This is a genomic window from Cyanobium sp. ULC065 (assembly GCF_977927515.1).
The window spans coordinates 1652497-1674016 of the sequence record NZ_OZ376393.1 but is presented as its reverse complement, the minus strand read 5'-3'; the positions used below and the strand labels follow the sequence as shown (position 1 = coordinate 1674016).

General features: G+C 56.4%; 14 protein-coding genes and 1 pseudogene. 4 read left to right on the top strand and 11 right to left on the bottom strand.

The window, feature by feature from the left end; translation table 11 throughout:
* Window positions 1-49: 49 nt before the first annotated feature.
* Window positions 50-1210 carry a cation:proton antiporter gene (locus ACXMDP_RS08140; protein ID WP_259729516.1) on the bottom strand — a complete coding sequence of 387 codons (1161 nt, stop codon included), beginning with the start codon at window positions 1208-1210 and terminating at the stop codon, window positions 50-52.
* 95 nt (window positions 1211-1305) lie between these two features.
* Between ACXMDP_RS08140 and ACXMDP_RS08135 the strand changes: the two genes are divergently transcribed.
* Together ACXMDP_RS08135 and ACXMDP_RS08130 are read left to right on the top strand one after the other, a co-directional pair.
* Complete coding sequence (locus ACXMDP_RS08135; protein ID WP_457766711.1) at window positions 1306-4029, top strand: cation-translocating P-type ATPase; 2724 nt, start codon at window positions 1306-1308, stop codon at window positions 4027-4029.
* 10 nt (window positions 4030-4039) lie between these two features.
* Complete coding sequence (locus tag ACXMDP_RS08130; RefSeq protein ID WP_399233003.1) at window positions 4040-4711, top strand: DedA family protein; 672 nt, start codon at window positions 4040-4042, stop codon at window positions 4709-4711.
* Between the two features lie 75 nt (window positions 4712-4786).
* Here the strand turns inward: ACXMDP_RS08130 and ACXMDP_RS08125 are convergent, their stop codons facing one another.
* The 7 genes from ACXMDP_RS08125 to ACXMDP_RS08095 all read right to left on the bottom strand — a co-directional run bounded on the left by ACXMDP_RS08125 (window position 4787) and on the right by ACXMDP_RS08095 (window position 9555).
* Window positions 4787-5008 carry a hypothetical protein gene (locus ACXMDP_RS08125; RefSeq protein ID WP_259729519.1) on the bottom strand — a complete coding sequence of 74 codons (222 nt, stop codon included), beginning with the start codon at window positions 5006-5008 and terminating at the stop codon, window positions 4787-4789.
* 145 nt (window positions 5009-5153) lie between these two features.
* Complete coding sequence (locus ACXMDP_RS08120; protein WP_259729520.1) at window positions 5154-6485, bottom strand: hemolysin family protein; 1332 nt, start codon at window positions 6483-6485, stop codon at window positions 5154-5156.
* A gap of 538 nt (window positions 6486-7023) precedes the next feature.
* Window positions 7024-7413: a hypothetical protein gene (locus ACXMDP_RS08115; RefSeq protein WP_457766710.1), complete on the bottom strand. Its 390-nt coding sequence runs from the start codon at window positions 7411-7413 to the stop codon at window positions 7024-7026.
* A gap of 82 nt (window positions 7414-7495) precedes the next feature.
* Window positions 7496-8203: a cupin domain-containing protein gene (locus tag ACXMDP_RS08110; RefSeq protein ID WP_259729522.1), complete on the bottom strand. Its 708-nt coding sequence runs from the start codon at window positions 8201-8203 to the stop codon at window positions 7496-7498.
* Window positions 8204-8293: 90 nt separating this feature from the next.
* Window positions 8294-8485 carry a Thivi_2564 family membrane protein gene (locus tag ACXMDP_RS08105; RefSeq protein WP_094510869.1) on the bottom strand — a complete coding sequence of 64 codons (192 nt, stop codon included), beginning with the start codon at window positions 8483-8485 and terminating at the stop codon, window positions 8294-8296.
* A gap of 130 nt (window positions 8486-8615) precedes the next feature.
* Window positions 8616-8828 carry a hypothetical protein gene (locus ACXMDP_RS08100; RefSeq protein WP_259729524.1) on the bottom strand — a complete coding sequence of 71 codons (213 nt, stop codon included), beginning with the start codon at window positions 8826-8828 and terminating at the stop codon, window positions 8616-8618.
* A 634-nt stretch (window positions 8829-9462) separates the two neighbouring features.
* Entirely contained in the window at window positions 9463-9555 is a 93-nt protein-coding gene (locus ACXMDP_RS08095; RefSeq protein ID WP_457766709.1) for a hypothetical protein, read from the bottom strand.
* Between the two features lie 313 nt (window positions 9556-9868).
* On the opposite strand from ACXMDP_RS08095, the gene ACXMDP_RS08090 reads away from it, so the two are divergent.
* Window positions 9869-10177 carry a hypothetical protein gene (locus ACXMDP_RS08090; protein ID WP_259729526.1) on the top strand — a complete coding sequence of 103 codons (309 nt, stop codon included), beginning with the start codon at window positions 9869-9871 and terminating at the stop codon, window positions 10175-10177.
* Window positions 10152-11156, top strand: a complete 1005-nt coding sequence (locus tag ACXMDP_RS08085) for a metallophosphoesterase family protein (RefSeq protein ID WP_457766708.1) — start codon at window positions 10152-10154, stop codon at window positions 11154-11156. The genes ACXMDP_RS08090 and ACXMDP_RS08085 overlap by 26 nt, the downstream gene beginning before the upstream one ends.
* Window positions 11157-13217: 2061 nt before the next feature.
* Here ACXMDP_RS08085 and ACXMDP_RS08080 read toward each other — a convergent pair.
* The 3 genes and pseudogenes from ACXMDP_RS08080 to ACXMDP_RS08070 form a co-directional block, all read right to left on the bottom strand.
* On the bottom strand, window positions 13218-15221 hold the full coding sequence (locus ACXMDP_RS08080) for an SDR family NAD(P)-dependent oxidoreductase (RefSeq protein WP_259729528.1): 2004 nt from the start codon (window positions 15219-15221) through the stop codon (window positions 13218-13220).
* Window positions 15222-15769: 548 nt separating this feature from the next.
* Window positions 15770-16465 (bottom strand): phosphopantetheine-binding protein, encoded by a 696-nt coding sequence (locus tag ACXMDP_RS08075; RefSeq protein WP_457767214.1) that lies wholly within the window; start codon window positions 16463-16465, stop codon window positions 15770-15772.
* A gap of 504 nt (window positions 16466-16969) precedes the next feature.
* Window positions 16970-20527, bottom strand: a pseudogene (locus tag ACXMDP_RS08070) (beta-ketoacyl synthase N-terminal-like domain-containing protein); the annotation flags it as partial.
* Between the last annotated feature and the right edge of the window lie 993 nt (window positions 20528-21520).

Genomic DNA, 21520 nt, shown 5'->3' with positions numbered 1-21520 from the left:
CAAGCGACGATCAACGTACTGGAGCGATCACCACCGAGGGAATCACCCCTCACGAAGGATTCTCAGCCGCCTTGCGCACGAAAGCCAGGCGGCGCTCCAGCAGCAGCAGGCCCAGCACCGTGGTGAGCGTCACCATGATCACCAGGGCAGAAAACTGAGAGGCGTTGATCACCCCGGCGCTGAGCGCCGTGGTGGCGAACACCAGCCCGGGCAGCCCTCTCGGGATCAACCCGAACACCACCAGCCAGCGGTCCACCCCGGCGGCGCGGTCAGCCGCAGTGACACCGAGACCGCAGAGCAGTTTGGTGAGCACCGCCATCACCACCAGGGCGGCAGCCAGGCTCCAGGCCTGGGGATCCAGCAAGGTGGCGGCCGGGATCCTCATTCCCACACTGATGAAATAGAGCGGCAGGAAAACATCCGAGAGCACCGCCAGGGTGCGGTTCATCTCCGCTTCCGGTGGGCTGAGGCGGGCCAGCAGCAGTCCGCCCCAAAGGGCCCCCAACAAGGAGGTGAGCCCACTGACCTCTCCCAACCACGAGAAACCGATCAAGACCAGCAGGATCGAGAGCGGTGTGGTGGGCCGTTCGGGGCGGCGACGGGCCCACACGCCCACCGCCAGATAGCTGACGGCGGCGGCAACCAGACCAAGCACCGGGCCCAGGCCCGCCAGCCCCGCCCCCCCCATCGGCACGCCTGCGCTGGCCATCGCCACCGACAGCAGGGCGATGGCCGGCAGATCGTCGAGCACCGACACCCCCACCAACAGGCGGCCCGAGGGGGTCTGAAGTCCCTTGCCGAGGGCCAGCACCCGCAGGGTCACCCCTGTTCCCGTGGCACTGAGCACCGCCAGGCAAAGCATGGTCTCGCTTCTGGCCAGCCCGAAAGCCTGGCTCAGGGGCAGATAGGCCAGCAGGGGAGCCAGAAAGCTGAGTGCCACCGTGCGCAGCACGGCGTTGCGCCGAGAGGACAGCACATCGCCGCGCACCTCCAGCCCCACCTGAAAGAAGAGGGTCAACACCCCCAGTTCGGTGATCCCGCTGAGCGGCCTGATGGCCTCGAACGGCAACACCGTGTTGCCGAGGAGAAAGCCAACCGCCAGCTCCAGCACGATGGCGGGCACAGCCCACGCCACCAGCCGGCCCGCTGACACGCGCGCCATCAGCACGCCCGTGAGCAGCACCAGCAGGGTTGTGAGCAAGGTTGGCATCGGCAAAACGGGCAGAAAGGCGTTTAGTGTCTTCGGCTGATCCCTTCATAAATCCCTTGAGCCGCACTAATTCACCTGCGTGGCACAGCCTCACCGTGGAGGACTGTCTCCAGCAGCTGGAGGCCAGGGCTGAGGGTCTGAGTACCGCCCAGACCGCCGAGCGGCTGGCCAGGTTGGGGGCGAACAAGCTGGAGTTGGCACCAGGCCGCAGCAACCTGCGCATTCTCTGGGATCAGCTCAGCAACGTGATGTTGATCATGCTGCTGGCGGTTGCCGCGGTGTCGGCCGCCATTGCGTTCTCGGCCCAGCGCTTTCCGAAGGACGCGATTGCCATTGTGCTGATCGTGGGGCTGAACGCCCTGCTCGGGTACCTACAAGAAAGCCGCGCCCAGACGGCGCTGCTGGCGCTGCGCGAGATGGCCCAGCCGTTGGTCACGGTGCGCCGCGATGGCCATTGGGAACGGCTCCCAAGTGAGCAACTGGTGCCTGGCGACCTGATCCGCCTGGAAGCGGGCGACCGCGTGCCTGCCGATGCCCGCCTGGTGGAGGTGGCCGAGCTGGGCCTGCGCGAGGCGGCCCTCACCGGTGAGGCCGAAGCGGTGTTCAAAAAAGCGGATCTGGTGATGGAGGCCGCCACGCCGGTGTTGGAACGGCAGAACTGCCTGTTCCAGGGCACGGAGGTGGTGCGGGGTCGGGGCACGGCTGTGGTCACTGCCACCGGCATGGGCACGGAGCTGGGCCAGATCGCTGAATTGATCAACTCCGCCGGGGGCGAAACCACCCCGCTGCAGGAACGGCTCGATGGCCTGGCCAATGTGCTGGTCGGGTCGGCGCTGGCGCTGGTGGCGGTGGTGGTGCTGGGTGGCTGGTTGCTGGGGCAGCCGCTGCTGGGGCTGCTGGAGGTGGCGCTGAGCATGGCCGTGGCGATCGTGCCGGAAGGGCTGCCCGCCGTGATCACGGTCACCCTGGCCATCGGCACCCAGCGCATGGTGCAGAGGGCCGCCCTCATCCGCCGCTTGCCTGCCGTGGAAGCGCTGGGATCGGTCACGGTGATCTGCACCGACAAGACCGGCACCCTCACCTTGAACCGCCAGGTGGTGGAGGAGCTGCGCTGCGGCAGTCAGTCGATTGCGGTCAGCGGCAGGGGCTATGAGCCCCACGGCTCCTTCACGGTGTCCGAGCTCGCGCCACCTGCGGGGGCTCTGCCAGGTATCACCGACGGAGCCCGGGATCTGCTCCTGGCGGCCGGCGTTCTCTGCAGCGACGCCGAACTCAAGAAAGAGGAAGACGGCGGCTGGGATGTGCTGGGCGATCCCACCGAAGGAGCCTTGGTGGTCGCGGCCGGCAAAGCCAGCCTCGATGGCTTTGCGCTGCGGAGCCAGTACAAACGCAAAGCGGAGATTCCCTTCAGTTCGGAACGCCAGCTGATGGCCGTGTGGGTGGACGACGCCACAGGCACCCTGCAACAGCCCCTGGGAGACGTTGGCAAGGGATCCGGCACGTTGTTGATCACCAAAGGGGCGCCGGAAGTGATTCTTGGCTCCTGCGACCGCTGGATCGGTGGGGATGGGGTCTCAGTGCTGAGCGACCCGCAGCGGCAGTGGTGGGTGGATCAGGCGCGTGATCTGGCGGCTTCAGGCCTGCGGGTGCTGGCCTTCGCCTGCGCTCCCCATCACACCAGCCCGGAGCAGTCGCTGGATCACCAAGTGTTGCTGGGGTTGATGGCCCAGCTCGATCCAGCCCGCCCGGAAGTGGCCGAGGCGGTGGCCCGCTGCCGGGAAGCCGGCATCCGGCCGGTGATGATCACGGGAGACCACCCGCTTACCGCCCGGGCGATCGGTCAAGGCATCGGCCTCGTGGATGCGAACGCCGAGGTGGTGCTGGGCCGGGAGCTTGAGCAGTGCAACGATTCCAGGCTCCAGGAGGTGGTGAGCCGCTGCAGTGTCTATGCCCGTGTTCCTCCCGAGCAGAAGCTGAGGATCGTGAAGGCACTGCAGGCCAATGGCCAGGTGGTGGCCATGACGGGTGATGGCGTCAACGACGCTCCCGCCCTCAAGCAGGCCCACATCGGCGTGGCGATGGGCATCACCGGCACGGAGGTGAGCAAGGAAGCCTCCGACATGGTGCTGCTCGACGACAACTTCGCCACCATCGTGAATGCGGTGGAAGAGGGAAGGTTGGTCTACGCCAACATCCGCCGCTTCGTGAAATACATCCTCGGTAGCAACGTCGGCGAGCTGATCACGATTGCCTCCGCCCCGCTGCTGGGCATGGTGGGCGTTCCACTCTCGCCGCTGCAGATCCTTTGGATGAACCTGGTGACCGATGGCGTTCCTGCCCTGGCACTGGCTTTGGAGCCCGGCGAGGAAGGGCTGATGCAACGGCCACCGGCCGAACCTGGTGAGTCCATCTTTGCCCGTGGAATCGGCAGCTACATCCTGCGGATCGGCGTCGTGTTCGCTGTAATCACCATCGTGCTGATGGTGTACGCCGCAGGTTCCGGAGCTCCGTGGAAGACCATGGTGTTCACCACCCTCTGCCTGGCGCAGATGGGCCATGCCCTGGCCGCCCGAAGCGATCTGCCGCTGGTGCAGATCAACCCTTTTTCCAATCCCTGGCTGATCTGGGCGGTGCTGCTCACCACCGCCCTGCAGATGGCCCTGCTTTACGTGCCGTTCTTGTCGAAGTTCTTCGAAACCACACCGCTCAGCCTGCAGGATCTGGCCATCTGCGTTGGCTTCAGCCTGATTTTCTTCTCCTACCTGGAGATTGAAAAGATGTGGCGGCTCTGGCGCCGCCGTGCCCATGCCAATGCCTGAGATTGATGGGATGGTGCAACCTGCCGCCAGTGGGTTGCACCGCTGGGCCGAATCCTTTCTGGCACTGATCGCAGACACAGCCGAAACCAACCCGCTGCAGGGGTATGTGCTCATCGCCCTTGTCTTGCTGCTGGAGAACGTGATCCCGCCCATCCCCTCCGAGCTGGTGATGCCACTCAGCGGGTTTTTGATTCAGCAGGGCAAGCTTGAGTTCGTTCCCGTTGTGGTTGCCGCCTTGATCGGCACGTTGCTCGGGGCCTGCTTCTGGTATGGGATCGGCCGCCTTGTGAATGAGCAGAGGCTGGAACATCTGATTGGCCGGCACGGCCGCTGGTTCGGGCTCAGGCCAGCGGATCTGGCCGCCAGCCGGCGCTGGTTTTCCATCCATGGGCCAGCTGTGGTGTTCTGGGGGCGGATGATCCCTGGGATCCGCCCGTTTGTTTCGATACCGGCCGGCATCGAACTGATGCCGCAGGGTGCGTTTCTGTTCTGGACCAGTGCCGGCAGCCTGATATGGATCCTGGTCCTGGTGAGCTCAGGGATGGTGCTGGGAGCGAACTACCGTCAGATCCTGCTATGGATCGCACCCATGGGCAGCTTCGTTGTCCAGCTACTGCTCGTGCTGATGGCTACCTTTGTGGTGTGGATGCTGGTCCGTCAACTGCGAAAAAACTCCAGGTGATCATGACGTCAGTAGTCACAAAGTAAGTGGTCACGAAGTGAGTGGCGTGAGTGTTCCGAGGGGGCACAGCCTGAATCACTCTCCCCTTGAGCGCTCCTTGACAGGTTCCAATTCCAGATCGCTGGAGACGCTGGGTTCAAGCCTGGCGGTGATCACCACCAGCGCCATAAGGAAGAGCAATAAAATACCGGCGGCTAACCAACTGCCCAGCGTCTGCCGTTGCTGGAGCTGAGCCACACGGTGACCACAATCCGCACAGATCAACAAGCTCTTCGCGTGGTTCGCTTTGGTGATCATGCGGCAACCGCAGCGTTCACAGGCCACGTAAACAGTTCAATCGCTGACTCAGTGTGGCAGCCCAATGGCAGCCATCGCAGCAGCAACCGTCACCACACAGCCCATGGTACGCCGCAGCACTAGAGGCGCGACAGAGGCCACACGCTTAGCCGTCAAGATCACCGGATGGATCACGGCCGGCAGGGGGAATCAATGGTGGCATCACGAGCACCTTGTCCACGCGGTTGCCGTCCATATCGACCACTTCAAAGCGGTAGCCCTGCCAGAGGAAGTGATCCGAGGATCTGGGAATCCTCTCCAGAACATGAATCACAAATCCCGCGAGGGTGTGATAAGTGGGCTGCTCATCGGAGCTGAGCAATTCAGTGCCGATGCGGTCATCAAACGCGTTGATGTCCAGGCTGCCGTCCACCAGCCAGGAGCCGTCCTCTCGCGTCACAAAGGAAGGATCCTCGTTGTCGTCGAGATCGGGCAGATCGCCCACGATGCCTTCCATCAGATCGTTGAGGGTCACCAGCCCCTCCACACCACCGTATTCATCGGTAACCAGTGCGATATGGATGCCCGCACGCTTGAACTGCTCCAACACGTTCAGAGCACGGCTCGATTCGGCGATGTAGAGCGGTGGCTGGCACAAGGCCTCGAGATCCAGCGGCTCACGCCCGAGCTGGGCGTTGAGCAAACTACGCACACGCACAATGCCGGCGCAGTCGTCAAGGCTGCCACGGCCCACCGGAAAGCGGGAGTGGTTCGAATCCTGTACGTCGGCGAGAATCTCCTCCTCCGTTGCTTCCAGATCAAGCCACTGGATGTCAGTGCGTGGGGTCATCATCGTCTTGATGGTGCGATCACCCAACCGCAACACCCGCTGCACCATGTCGTGCTCGGTGGGCTCGAACACACCGGAATCTGCCCCCTGGCGAATCAATGCCTTGATCTCCTCCTCGGTGATGTCGGGCTCGGTGCTGGCGGACACATGCAGAGCCTTGAGCAGGCCATCGGTGGAGGCACCAAGCAGATGCACAGCGGGCGCGCTCAACCGCGAAAGGGTGCGCATGGCCGGCGCGATGGTGCAGGCGATCCTCTCCGGATGGGTGAGGGCGATGCGCTTGGGCAGCAGCTCGCCGATCACCAGAGAGAGGTAGGTGACCAAAGCCACCACCAGCGTGACGCTCAGCCCTTCGCTGTAGGGCCGCAGAGCCGGAAGCTGATCAATGAAGGGTTTGAGCTTCTGCGCCACCGTGGCGCCAGCCACAGCACCACTGAGCACGCCGATCAGGGTGATGCCGATCTGCACCGTGGAAAGAAAATCGTTCGGCGTTTCCGCCAGGCGCAGGGCGATACGCGCCGGCCTGCTCCCCTTATCGGCCAGTTGCTGCAGCCGCACCTTGCGCGCCGAAACAATCGCGATCTCAGAGCCAGAAAAGATCCCGTTGGCCACGATCAGCAACAGGATGAACAGAATCTCCAGCGCCAAGCAGGGGGGAAAAGCTCACGATGGATCGATTCTACAGATAGGTGCATGGGCTTTGCCCGGATGGCCATGGCTTCCTGGCGCATCCAGGATGACCAGAATCACGCATCATCAACGCGATCAGAGAAACTGAAGGTTGCAGCAGAAGAGCAGGTTCGATCATTCCACAGGGATGCCGCACCTGAACAACCCAGCTGATCTGCGCAGCTTCTACCACCAATCGGATGCATGTCTCGTACTGGAACCCGACATCCAGGCGAACTCGATGACAGCCACCCGATGATGGTCAACAGTGCCCATGATCAACAGTGCCGAGGACCGAGTAAAGCGAGAGACAGCAACAGCACGTTGCCATCACCAGACCGTCGGCAACACCTTGGAAGCAACAGCAGACCGACAGTTAGAGCACACTCTCGGTAGCAAGTATCCCCTGGCAAACATCCCACAGCCCATGGTTTACATCAAAGTGCTCCCATCAGGGTATTGCTCATAGCAAAGTGCTCGCCTCAGGCCTTCGGCAGCCACACCCTTACCCAGTCCCTCAAGGCGCCTTCGCCATTCCTTCCAATGCTGTGGTGATGGTGCCCACGAACTCGTCGTCCAGTTCGGTGGCCGTGAGTTCATCGGCCACCAGATCCTGGATCAGGGGGTAGAAGCGCACATCAAACCATTTGCGGAACACCGGGTAGGTGCGCTCAGCTGGCCAGGCCCCGATGTCGCGGTGCCAGTAATCCAGCTCCGCTTCAAAGATCGCCTCGTACACCTCCGCGAGGATTTCCTCAGCCTCCTCCTGTGTGTCGTAATCGGGGATCAGGTACAGGCAGGGCTCCCGGGCTCCTGCCGCATCCACCTCCAGCTCCAGCCTCCGGGCCCAATCCAGCAATTGCTCACTGGGGTAGACCCCCACCGCGCAGCGGTTCACCACAGCCATGGCCACCTGGCGGAATTGCCTCAGGCTAGGCACAGCGCGCTAGGCGGGCACGGTCACGGGTGTACTCCAGCCAACCTGTGGCTCATGCCACAGGTGTGGTGGGGGCTGAGCTCAGCGCACCATCCGGTCCGCAGGTAACCGGCAGATGGCCGGTCTTCACCCAGATCGTGCAGCCGGTCTCACTCCAGGGCCTGTGCACACTGCCTGGGGGGTGGCGCAACCAGCTACCGGCCGGGTATGTGCCGTGCTCGTCCTGAAACACTCCCTCCAGCACGAAGATCTCCTCCCCACCGGGATGACCGTGCAGCTGGAACACCGTGCCGGGTGCCCAACGCACCAGGGCCACATGTTCGGAGCCGAACGCATGCAGTGGCAGCACCTCAAGCCCTTCCACAAGGCCAGGCAGCCAACAGGTGCTGCGGGTGTCGATGCAGACGCGCTGCTGATCGGCCGGATGCATCTGCTGCAGCTTCACCAGGATCGTGCAACCCGCCACGCTGAAAGGGGCATGGCTGGAGCCCACCGGATTGCGCAGGTAGCTGCCGGCGGCGTAATCGCCCAGCTCATCTGAAAAGGTGCCATCAAGCACCAGGAACTCCTCGCCGCCGCCATGGCGATGGGGGGGAAAGTGGCTGCCCGGTGCGTAACGCACCAAGGAGGTGGCCCGCGCCACTTCCTCACCCTGCCGGTCGAGCAGGCGCCGCTCCACCCCCGGCATCGGCGAGTGAATCCAGGGGAGGGCGTGGGTGTCGAGCACCACGGGCCGGCTCAGATCAGCATGGAGATCCATGGCCTGATTCTGCTGGATCCCGGCAGACGCCTGGGTGCCAACCCCCTCACCGGAACCCCCGTGCGCCACCAAGCCCACCCCGGCCAGCGCCTAACTCCCCACGCGGATGCCGCGCAGGTTATCCGTGAGGCCCAGCAGGTTGAGCAGCCAGATGACGACAGCAATGACAACAACAATGTTGAGAATGTTCTTGATCTTGCTATCCATCGGAATGTAGTTGTTAACAAGCCACAACAACACCCCCACAACGATGAGTGTAACGAGAAGCGAAATCAGCGTCATTGGATAGCTTTCCAGAGTACGAGCGTCATGAACAGAGCCGATAGAGAGCTTGCATTGCAAGAACCAGAGGCGGCTCTCCTTGCAGCTCCATCACCATGCCCAGTCCATCTCTAGCCATACCTTTGCCCGTTCAGTCAACGAAGCCAATGAAGAAGCGAGAAGCCAGGGGCTCAACCCCAAGAGGATGCTGCAGATAGGAGGCAAACAGGAGGCTGATGTGCAGCAGGCCAAAAAAAGGCGAGCAAGCCACGCTCGCAAAGACGTAAGCAAGGCACAGCACCTTTCCTTGATTCATGAGCTGAAGCCAGGCCTCATCAGGGTGACCCGAGGCTGCATGCTCCACCCACTGGCTTCACACTCCCCATCCCTCACAAGGGAAAGAAGAATCCGATCACACCTTGAATCCAACTCGCCGCTCGGATCTGATCACTGCATCAGTCTCACAACAGCAGCAGTCTGATAACGGCAGAGGCTGATCAACCAAGTGGATGCATTCGCAGCTGGATCCAAGAACAACACAGAAGCACTAACGGCATGGCCGCCGATCACTCACTGTTCAGAACCTCCCACAGCCGGGGTCTTTCATCGCTGCCCACCTCAGTCGCCGATCATGCTGACGTGACGGCTCCTTGTCGGCTCCAGCGCTCGCTGCACCTTGAAGTGTCCGCCAGATCGTTGGGGCCTGTGAAGCCTCCCGCAGCGCCTCACGGCACCACATAAAGCGCCCCTCAGCGCCGGTACAACCCAGCGCCTGGCGCCCTGATGCCAGCACCCGGGCGAACCCCGGCACCGGAAGCAGCCCCACCCAGCCCACCTCAGAGTGGCGGTGGTGTAGGCGATCATCTCCAGTCTCACCATCAGCGGCAGTTGCTGGCCGCTGGCCTTGAGTTCACGATCCAAGGCGCTGCTGCCGAGAATCCCCCATTCCTCCTGATCGAAGGTCACGACCCACACGGGTCGCTGGGCGGCACAGCGGCTCAGTGCCTGGCCAGCTCGATCAGGGCCGCCAGCCCAGGGGCGTGGTCGTCGGCACCGATCGAGTGCAGGGTCCCGTCGTAGTGGGACGCCACAAGCAGCGGGTCGAGCTCCGGGCGCTGTCCGGGGAACTTGCCTACCGTAATCGGCTCGCCAACGTCAGTTTCGACGACGAGGTGACGGTGGTGGCGCCCTCCATACCCGTGGGCGACCCCCAGACATTGTTCGCTGCGATCAACACGATCCACAGCGGTGGCTGATCGGCGCTGAGGTGGTGGATCTGCTCAACGAACTCACGCCCACCGGCGCCGGCAATCAGCAGCTCCCCGACCTGCGCGTCGGGGAGGAGCTCAACCTAAGCCTGCAGCTCAAGCTGCCCGGCTGGTTCCCAACCAGGAGATCCTCAGCATGCGGCTGGCCTGGGAGGCGCCCGGCAGCGGCGAACGCCAGAGCCTGGTCGAGCACCTGCACCTGCCGGTAGTGGGAAGCGAGGAACTCGATCGAGGCGATCTCGGCACCGCAACCCTCAGTCTGAGTAATCTGCGCGACAGCCTGTTGAAGATGCCCGCCTCATACAAAATCAACAAGGAACTGGAGATGGTTCACGAAAAGCTGTCACTGATGTTGAACGATCCCAAGCTGAGCCGCAAGCGCCTAAGCCGAGAGTGGCTGTGCTCCAACACCAACGTCGATGAGGGGGACGATGAGCAGTCCTGATGTGGTGGCGATCGGAGATGTGCATGGCTGCGCCTCCCTGCTCGAGCAGGAACTCACCCCACACCTTGACTCCGGCGTGGAGCTGATCTTCTTGGGGGATCTGATCGATCGAGCGCCCGAACCGGAAGGCGATCGGAAGGTTCTGGAGCGGGTCTGGCAGCTGCAGGACAACACGGCGGCCTACGGCCTGTCGGGTGTGACCCTGCTGCGGGGCAACCATGAGCAGATGCTGCTCGAGTCATTAGGGGAATCGAAAGCAGGGACGGCTTACGATCGATGGCGTTACAACGGCGGCGAACCCGCGCTCCTGCCTCTGGCGGGCGAACACCGGGAGTGGTTTGAGCAGTTGCCGGTCACGGCGATTCGCGGCGGCTGTCTGTTTGTGCATGCCGGTGTGCGGCCAGGGGTGCCGCTGGAGCGCCAGGCCTTCGAAGATCTGATCTGGATCCGCAAGCCCTTTCTCTCCAAGCCCCATGGGCTTCCATACACCGTGGTGCACGGCCACACATTCCGCCACGATTTCCAGATCACCCACCTGCCGCACCGCATCGGGATTGATACGGGGGCCTATCTGAGTGGCAGATTGACGGCGCTAAGGATTGAGACCGCCACTAACCCGTGCAGCCCCATGGATCAATCCGGTCAAAGGGGAAGCACAGGCATCAATAAAGACGTGGATCAGATTTGCACTGAAACCATTGATCTCACACCAGAGAGAGGACACCAAACAGCTGCCGCCAAGTCAACAGCGCGTCCAACAACCAACAGCTGGTCGGTAAGGGAAGCCGGCCGCAGTTCAGTTCTCGTTGCCGCCGCCTTCTTCGGCGTTGCCCTCCGCGGAGGAGCTGTTGCCAGCCTGGGGTGTGGGCTCCATCTTCACCCCAAGGTCGCGGCAGGTTTGCAGGGGATCAACGCCGGGTGCCAACCCCAGTGCCTTGCGCAGCGCGTCGAGTTGTCCGACGGATTGCAGGTCGATTGAGCTGGCGACCTGCTCGCAGGCCAGCTTCTGGAGAGCCTGACCATCTGGACGACCGCAGCCTGCAAGCAAGGCGAGAGGAACACAGACACTGACGGGGAGGAGCCTGGTCATGGACAGCTGTAGGGCGTTGCAAAGGTAGTACCACCAGTGGCCTGATGGCCGGATGGAAGACTGACATCAGCCAACGACCTCATCCCGTACTGGAGTGGGTGCCTTCGAGTGGACAGTGCCGGCCCCTCATATCGTTAACTCCGGACAGGAGGAAGTGGGGTCGTCCATTCCCAATCGTAGGAACCACGTCAACAGGCTTGCAGCGGCGGTTGCCATGAAAGGCCAGACGGACGCGGCTCTGGTCATCCAGCAAGCCCAGAAGATTCACAGTCGGCCAGCCAGCCTCTGGCCGTAGTGAAAGTCAATCTCTCAGAGGTGCTGCGGGAGATTGGAACACAGCAGTATTCGGGCGTTGATCTGTCCTCTGACCTTGGGCGCTCTCGACAGCGCGAAAGGAGGCGCTGCAGCCATAGTCAAACCGTTTGCGTTGCTCTCCTCTGGGATTGAAGTGCCAGCCATCAAGGCTCAGCCTCCGGTACACCAGTCGCCGGATCCAGAGCACATGGCTCCGGGGCAGCAGCGGCTCACGGATCAGCGCCTGAAGTTCTGCTGCTCGAAGTGTGCCTGCGAGACAGGGTGCCACTGGGTTTTGCGGCTATGGGATGCGAACAGACAGACGCGACATAGAAAGACGCTTGATCAATTTCAGGGGTTAGCTTCGCGGCCTAGCGTCGGATGGTCCGCCGGGCCTCCCTGGCTGCCGGCAGAGCCTTGCCTCTGAAGAAAACCAAGTGAGCTCATCGATCAGGCAAAACCTCTCGGCAGCAGCTGCACCTGCCGCAAGCGGAAGCCCTACGGGGGTAGAACCTATTGCGATTCAGCCAACCTGAACAGTCAGTTTTCCTCCTGAGCTCGCGGTCTGGCAGGTGTAGCCGTGTGAACTCAGCGAGCTCATCGCGGATACGCAGAACGTGGTGTTTAAAGCCCAGGTGGCCGCAAGCGGTGCGGCCCTGCCGTATCCGGCGGTGCAGGCTGCTGGGGTGAGGCCAAGGCGCTGAGTAGTGGTGTTGCAGGAAAGGAATCCACAGGTGCAGGCAGAGATCCACGGCCTTTGGTATCAACTGTGCGCTGAACCTGGCAGACGGTTCTGGTGGGTTTCGTCATCGATGGACCGTCTGGTGGATTTGGCGACACGCGTTGAGTCCGGACATCAAGACAGAGGGAAGCACATACCCAGCGAATACCTCATTGGTTGATGCGCTGTTGCCAAAGAGTACAAAGAAAAAGCAAGAGGTCAGATCACTTAAGATGGTTAGAGATATTCGCAGAGTCTAAGCACTGCCGGCTAGTCAGAAACCAAAAGAAACAGTGGCCACTGGCCGACTAACAACTAGGGAGTCGCAGAAACCAAACAAGGCCTGACAAGCCCACAGGCGAGCCTAGTGGTTACACTCATCGATGGCATCAAACAGCAAGTTGGATAACCGACTGATGTCAGCAGCGTCAGTGATTTGGAAAAGATTGTTGACATGAATAACAATAGAAAAGAATCGGAAATTGTTCCATAGGACCAGTGTGGCTTCGAGAACTAAACAATCGACACCGACCAGAGTTGACAAGAGATGATCGGAGATGATCAGTGGGCAATGGAGACTTACAGGCAGCTGAAGATCAGTGCTTAAAGAAAAAGGAGACTGCTCGGCCATAGAGCTTCGTCGACTGAATAGATAGTAAACAGAAAGACCGGAGGTGATGCGAAGCTCTAGAAACAAAAGGACTTCTGAGTGATGGGTACGAAAAGAAGGTACAGAAAGGCTTAAGCAACGACTCGGAAAGATCGAAAGACCACGGGGAGAGTAACATTCGAAGTTGAGTGCTATAGGTGCTGAAAACTAAAGACTACAACGAAAGAGCGAGAACTGTTACTCAGGCAGCTTATGAGTCTCAGGATAAAGAGAGAAGGAGAATCACGATATGGCGAAAGAAAGAGGAAGAGAATAGACAAAAAGCTTAATCAATCATACTTGGAGAATGGGTCATTTCTGCATAGGAAAGACAGAGAAGAGGACTACCATCCTCCGAAGTAATAAGTCCTTCATAATAAGCTTTACTAGTAATGGCATTGACCTCCACAATGCGTCCACTAGCTAAATAGTCCTTGCCGTGAACTGGAGCAGCATAGACATCGACAACAAGGCGATTAGGCAGAGCACTAGTTTGGTAGAGATCGCGAAGGATGATGAGACCCATCTGAAGAAGACCATCAAGCAGAGATGGATCAAGAAAACCTTCAGCAGGGGAATCTACGCCTAGTAGCCCACGGGTACCATGAGACTTCAAAGTGGAGACGATCACTTCAGTATCTTGGAAAATCAAGGAGGTACCACTAATGACAGTCATCACACCATCATGGAACAGATACCGTTCATAGGCATCACTCTGACTCACACTAAGAGGAGGTTGGTTATCATTGCTGGACCTAGATAGAGATGACAATAGGTTGCTACTGATGTCTGGTTGTGATACCTCTTCTACTTGAGTTCGGTACGAATAGCGCTTCGAACGATGATCCCTTAAGCTGCAGGTGAAAGGTTGATTATCTGCGGCGTTGGCTTCAAAGAGAAGCTGGCGAGGAGTAAATTCACTGAAGACGATTCCTGAGAGAACATCAGTGGTGATACGCAAGGCAGAACGACCTAAAGAGAGAGCACTCGACCCAAGGTGACGCTGATAAGCTTCAAGGGCAAATGTACAGGAAGACGCAGCTGGCAGAACAGGTTGCCCGAACTTTCGATGCGAGGAGATATAAGGAAGACTGTGAGGGTCAAGATAGAACTTATAAGTCTCCTTGAGCTGTCCTTGTTCTGTAGATGACGTGGTCGAAACAGAATGCTGTCCTAAGAATGGGTAAGACTTAGAAAGGCTCTGTATGTCAAAGTTGGAATGGGTAAACTTAGTAGAGTCATACAGGCCTGATGTGACCTCTAGGGGAAGCTCAGATTGATGGGTTAAGATTGATACAACACTATGTGCGCCAACGTCAAGAGGAATGGGAATGATGCCACGTTCGGCAAAAGCATCATTAACTTCTTGAGTCGCCATGCCCGATGAAGCCCATGGTCCCCAATTGAATGAAGTAACCGTGAGCCCAGGGTGAAGAAGAGCAGAGAGCCAGCCACCTGCGTTTAGAAGTTCATTGGCAGCAGAATAGTCAGCTTGACCATAGTTGCCGGCCTTGCCAGCAATCGATGCATAGTTCACTACGTTAGCAACTGGATGCTCTTCTAACACTTGAAAAGCAAGCTTCAGCGAATTCATCTTTGTTGACAGGACACGGCTAAAACTATCAGGCTTCTTCTTGCTGACCAATGAGTCCTCAATAATACCAGCTACATTAATAACAGTATCTACCCGTAAGCCCTGGGCGTTAAGTTCAGCAATAACTGACGCATGCGCATTAGAGTCAAGTAGATCCACTTTAATATAAATGACTGATGCATAGAGATCGGACAATCTATCGAGGGTTGCAATAGCTTCAACAGAAGAAGAAATCCTCCTCACTTCCTTTTCAATGGAGGCTGGGGTAAAGGTCTCACCTGAGTCTCTATGCATCTTTATCAGTTCAGACCTGATCTGAGATACGGAACTACCGGGAGAATACCATTGGGGAAGGGTAATATCAGACCTACCAGTTACTACAAGGGAAGCATTCCCTGATCCAAGTTGCTCTAAGACAGGAACTGCAATACCACGAGCACCTCCAATTGCCAAGATGCAAGAAGGATAAGATACGGGCAGTAAAGCACCTTCCGAAGTAGTGCTGGAAGGTTGGCAAGGAATCATCGTATGGACATGGAGGCCTTCTTCGTTGATTGAGTATTCCTTCTCAGGTTCATCAAGTGACAGGATGAAGTCGAGGTAAGAGTTTGTGGTATCAGAAAGAAGGACTGAATTAGAAATATCAACTACGGTGGTTTTAACGGATGGAAATTCGGACACAATTGACTTAAGCATTCCGGACAGAGCCGAAACATAGGTTAGGAAGAACGTTGGGGAGCTAGATGGAGTGTTGCTCGCAGATCGCCTGCCAAAATCACCTTGGCCATGATGTAGCAATACAAGGCGATAGACATTGCCAGGAAAGCTGAAGGAAGATAGAAGATTCCGGATATTATCAAATACTGTCCACAAAGAAGACACAGCATTGGATGGCTCAAAGTCAGCAAGACTAGTCAGCTTCTGCCCAAAGTCATCAAGGTGCAATATGATAGTCAGATCAGTAGAAGAGTCCGCATTCGTGGCACTTTCGGGAATCTTCTGATCGCCTCCAATGGAAACAGGAAGAGCCTGATCTGGAGATGTAACTGAATAATTGAATGCTGAAACGTGTCTTGAGTTGGCGAATAGATTTGAATAGAAGTCACGCTTTGAGTCAGGGACTAAGACAATGAACTGTCGGTCAGCCCTCTCAAGACATTGTCCAGACCTAGAGCAAGCTAGTCGGAAGGAAGTGCTTTCAAAATGGGAAAGACGAGGCTGTGAGGGTTCGTCCTTCCCGCCAACTACTTTCCCGGCTGGGTAGCCTCTGCTTCGACAACAGTGTTAATGCTTCCGTCCAGGATTGCTGCAATGTGGCCAGCCACCTCCCTGAGTGTTCTCAGATCTCTGGTCCCGGTTTGAATGCTCTGAAGAGCCTCAGGAGATACGTTTGGCAAGGTAGCCAACAGACCTCCCATCACCTCAATTCTCTTGATGGAGTCGATGCCAAGATCAGACTCTAGATCCTGATCAGGATCAAGCAACTCAACTGGGTAGCCGCTCTTCTCTGATAGCAAGGAGGTTAGTTGAAGCAAAATGGAGGATGCATCGGTGGCGCTTGGTACCTGCTTGGGCTCAGTGGTGGTCGCGCCATGGCCATTAGAAGGAGGTACCGGTGGGGTATCGACATGCAAACCATTGAGTGGGGGTTGTACAGCCTTGGTGGGTGTAGCTGCGAGAGCGTGGCCAATATCTCCGTTGCCACTAGGAGGTGAAACGGTGGCAGGCTCCTGAACTGGCTGCTGAAGAATCGTGCCAGAAGGTGGTTGAGAGATGCTTTGCACAGGGGGTGCAAATGCTGATGTGATGGTTTCGGAAGGAGCTGCCAATCCAACCACTTGCTGCTGTGTATAAATCGTCTCTGTACTATCCAACGAAGCTACACCATGGGAAGAATTAGAAAGGAATGCGGAAAAGACTTGGGTCTGAGAATTGATCATCATACGCAGTGTTTCGTGATAAGTCCGAAACGCTTCTAAGCGAAGATTGCTGATCTGGCTCGACTGATTGGGTTGGTTCATTGGGGTGAGCTGCGGTTGAGAAGGAGACGGTTGAATAGATGTTAGCAGGACTGGCTCTGCTAAATCTGCATGCAATATGGCTTCATCGCTGCGACTGACGTTCCCTGACAGAGCTTGATGAACCTTGTGCTGGATATTCTGCTGTATCTTATGTTGGGATTTCCAAACATGGGCACCATTAATAAAATAGCTAAATCCTGGCTTAGTGGCAGCACTTCCAGAAGCTTGGCTTGTCAGTGGTGCTACAGGAACCTGTAGCATTTCGCTTAGTTTGAGCCAATTAAGGGTTACCCCGTGGCTTGCTATCCGCATAATGGAGGCCAGAAAGTCCTCCGTTCCACGAGGTCCATCAAGGGAGACGGCGATAGAATCTGAAGAGCCGAGAGATGATCGTACAAGCTTCGACAGGACCTTCTTAGGCCCAACTTCAATGAAGAAGGTTGATCCAAGGGCTTCAGCCTGCCTAACAGACTCTATGAAGTCGACTCCTGAAACCATATGGGAGGCGAGCAAGTGGCTGATAGTCTGCTCAGAAACAGGACCAGATTGTGGTGAAGTGCTCAGAATTGCCTGACTGGAATTCGAATTCCCTGCTGAAAAGTTGAATGAGTTGAGAGCAGTCTTAAAGAATTCATTACAATCCTGCATAAACATTGAATGGAACGGATACAATGTATGCATTCTCTGTGTAGATATGCCATCCCGTAGGCACGCCTGTTCGATGATGTCCAAGTCAGCCAACTGACCTGACAAAACAACTTGCGTTGGTGAATTGATATTTGCGAGTGTCAATGATGACTTGGCTGCCTGAAGAAGTAAATCGCTAGCCTGTTGAGGAGAGCAGAAGAGTATCAACATGCCATATCCGGAATCAGCAAATCCGTTAATGGCATTCCCGCGACTTTGCAGAAGGGTTACTAAATCGCTCGAACTCAGCCATCCTGTCGCGTGCAGACTGACAAAGTCACCAAGGCTATGGCCAAGGCCAAGGGACCAAGGTACCTCGAGGAATGAAAGAATCTCTAGATAAGCAACCTCGGTGATCGCAAGCAAGGACTGCTTGATATCAGCAGTAAGACCCGTTCCGGGCTCAGAGTTACCGAAAAGGTACTTCGCGAGTACGTCGTGTCTTGAACGGGACTCTGGAAATAAGGTCAGCAGTAGCTCGTGGGTACGGAGAGACGTTGCAGACATGCATGTTGCCCCCATTCCGGGGTAATCAGATCCCTGCCCAGGGAAGAGTAGCGCAGTCTGCTCAGCAGTCTTATAGTCAATCTGCAACCCTGCTGATGAAGATTGAAGTACAAGCCAGTCGCGCATCGTGCTGGTGTAGTCAAGCCGTCCTTCAAGGACGGATAGAGCATCTTCAAGCTTGTCACCAATATCAGAACGAGACTGATCAACAAGAAGAATGAGGAAGTCTCCAGTCGCATCACGTGGGTGAGCAGATACGTCCTGGCTTTTAATTGTGTCAGCAACCAAATGATTGACGGATGTGGTGTAGCCATTAACAGCGCATTCGTGTTCAATCAGACGTGCGTGCTTCAAGGCCATTACGATACACTCCGAAAGGCTTCCACGCTCAGGGGTGAAGTACAGCAGTCTAAAACTGGTGGCGAGTCTGGGTATTAGGTCCGTGCAAGGTGTGTCCGCCACACGCTTAGGAATAAACTCTTGCAGAACAACATGGAAGTTAGTACCACCAAATCCGAATGCGCTGACACCAGCAGTCCGAGGGCCAAGGCTATCTGACTGCAGCCAGGGAAAAGTGCCGGCTGGAAGGTAGACAGTATTAGAAGAACTGACTTCATCAATAGGCTCTTCCTTTCTACTGTGCAATGGTATAGACTGATGCTTCAGGGCTAGCGTAGCCTTGAGAAGTCCAGCCAAACCAGCCGTACTCTTAGTATGACCAATCAGTGTTTTCACTGATCCAACCGCACAGTGGGTGGTTGGATTGTTCTGGGTTTCCAGGAATGTGGTCAAAGCCCGGATCTCAGATCGATCACCAACAGGTGTGCCAGTTCCATGAGCCTCATAATACCCAAGCATGGATGGATTCACACCAGCATCTGTATAGGCTCGAGCGAACGCCTGAACCTGGCCCTGATGTGACGGTGCCGTCATGGTTCGGCCTCGACCATCACTCGAGCTGCCAATTCCTTTGATCACTGCCAGGATTGAATCACCAGAGGCTTCAGCATCTTCAAGCCGCTTGAGGACAAGGATGCCTGCACCTTCGCCAAGGACAATTCCGTCGGCACTTTTGGTAAACGACTTGGCTTCACCAGTAGGAGAAAGCGCTTGGGTTTCTGAAAAACAGAAAAACGCAAAAGGTGACTGTAGTGTATCGATAGCACCAACTACAGCCATATTGGCGTCACCCTGTCTAAGCTTATGAACAGCAAGGTCCAAAGCAGCAAGTGAGGATGCGCAGGCTGCATCAATGGTGCAGTTGGTCCCACCGAGATTGAATCTGTTGGCAACTCTTCCAGCGGATACATTAGGAAGAATTCCAGCAAAACTATCACTCGTCCAGGTTGGTAACATATCCTCGACATTGCGCTGACGGCTCAAGATAGGAGCCAACTCAGCTTGCATGACATAAGCTTAACCAAGTTCTCCTAAACCGCCGCTGAAGCCAAGAACAACGCATGTAGATTCGCGATCATAAAGACAGTCCTCTGGATAGCCTGCATTCTGAAGTGCCTCTTTGACACATACAAGGGCTAAGAGCTGGGCTGGGTCAATTGAAGAGAGAGACTGTGGAGGAAGTCCAAACTCAATGGGATTAAACTGGACAGCATCAAGAAAAGCACCCCACTTGGAATGGATTTTATTAGTCTCCTTCGGATCAGCTGAATAGAAGTCAGTGATAGACCAGCGGTCCTCAGGGATCTCTTTGATCTGGTTCCTGGCTTGTAGAACTAAGTTCCAGAATTGTTCAGGGTCATTGGCACCTGGTAGCTTGCAAGACATCCCAATGATTGCAATGTCGTGCTGTCCTCTGTATTCACTGACAACACCAGCTGGCTGCGCCCTCTCAGAGATATCTTGCTGAGCTCGTCTGGCAGGGGTCTCCAAACCATTACGAATAGATTCATGTAGCTGATGAATCGTTGTCTGATCATTGATCAGGCAAACGGCTTCACCCAACATGTACATTCCCAGTTGAAGTTGATCATTTTCGGTAACGGCAACCAACCCCCCCTCTCCTCGTTGAAGCCCCTTGGACGCCAATCTCAGACGCCCGAGAATGAGTTGATCTAACCTGCTGGATATTTCGCGAACAGGTACCTGAGCTTTGACGAGCTCATCTCGCAAAGAATTAAACTCGCGGGAAAATGCTGTGTCAGCACATCTACTTTGATGACCGGGAGACGTCTCAAGAAAAACAGTGTTGGAGCATTGGAGTGAAACCTCTTGGTATGTACGGGTAATGGCCCTATCTTCAACAATTTCTCGCGTAGCAAGATAAGCCGAACCAACGAGTAAGCCACATGTCGCACCTGTCTTGACTAGATCCTGAACCATGTAGGCAGCGAAAGCAGCCGAAGCCTCATCATGGATACCTCCAGCTAGAACCAGACATACATCTCGACTCACAGCTTTGCTTTGGCCTAGAACAACTCTGATTGACCTCTCCCACAGATTCAGAGAACTGAGTGGACCGATATGTCCTCCGCATTCGCGACCTTCAAGGATGAAGTCTCTCCAGCCTTCCTTGATAAATAGGTCAAGCAGTTCTGGAGTTGGTGCATGAATAAACACCCTTAGGTGCTGGGAAGCAATTTCCTTAGCCTGAGCAGGAGTTCCACCGGCAAGAATACAGAAGCTTGCCTTTGAACGCTTTAGAACTGAGATCTGTGACTTTAAATGAGTTGAGTCAATGAACCCAAGCAACCCAACACCCCAAGGAAGGTACGGTATCAGGTCAGCCGTCTGTATAAGGATCTTCTCAAGTGCTTCTGCAGTGAGCATCGCCGCAGCGATGGTAGGCAGGGCACCTCCTCGCGCAACGCTTGCCGCAAACTCAGCCGTGTCACTAACCCGTGACATTGGGCCTTGAATGATTGGATACTTAACACCAAACTGGGTTGCGATTGTGTTGGGGTGGCTTGTAGCCGAAGTAGAATTAACCTTGATAGAGCGGTATGCTGAAATCAATCTACCGAGAGTTCGATACTGTTGCGAGAAATCCTTGGCAAGATCAATACCCTCACCGACAGGAAAGATCCAGTCGGAACTCCATGTGGCTAGTTCATTAAGCTGAGGGGCTTCAATTGTGCTGCCGAAGAGGTAGCCAGGAGAATCTTTACCTGGAAGACAAATGCACCTCACATCCAAGGATGGATCTGTCCCTGAACGTAGGACGATGGATTGCCTTCCGTTGACTCGGTTGAGAATCTTTCTGCTGCGAAGTGGAAGATACGAATCCTGAAGAAGCAGAGTTTGCTCATCTAGCAATATAGAGAATATCCCCTGACTATTCAGGGCGGAAAAGGAAAGAAGGCCAATGGGGCCTGATACGATGATCCTGCAATTACCAAGTGAACTGATAGCTTTCTGGAATAGAATATACTGCGAATCGCTCCCGCATAGACCACCGGATTCATAGCCTTCAATCAGCACAAGCCTATCTTCAGCCTCACCCCAAGGTGACGTCGAAAACTGCTCGACTTCCAAGATGGAACTCAGTCTTGGGATGGGATGCAAGCTTTTTAGCGCTTCAAGCTGGTCATGAGTGACTTTGCTAAAAGGAATGATGACACGCGGCGATTGAGCGGCGATCAACTGTTGGCTTGTTACTAGCGAGAGTATGGACTGTGCAACGGCAACGTCTCTGCAAGAGACGAATGAAATGCGGGATATCAGCAGTGAAAGTCCTTGATTCCAAAGCTCTTCTATATGATCTTCAATTCCAAAGGTTTCCAAACAGAGTGTTGCACCAGCAGCCAATACACGCTCCGATGC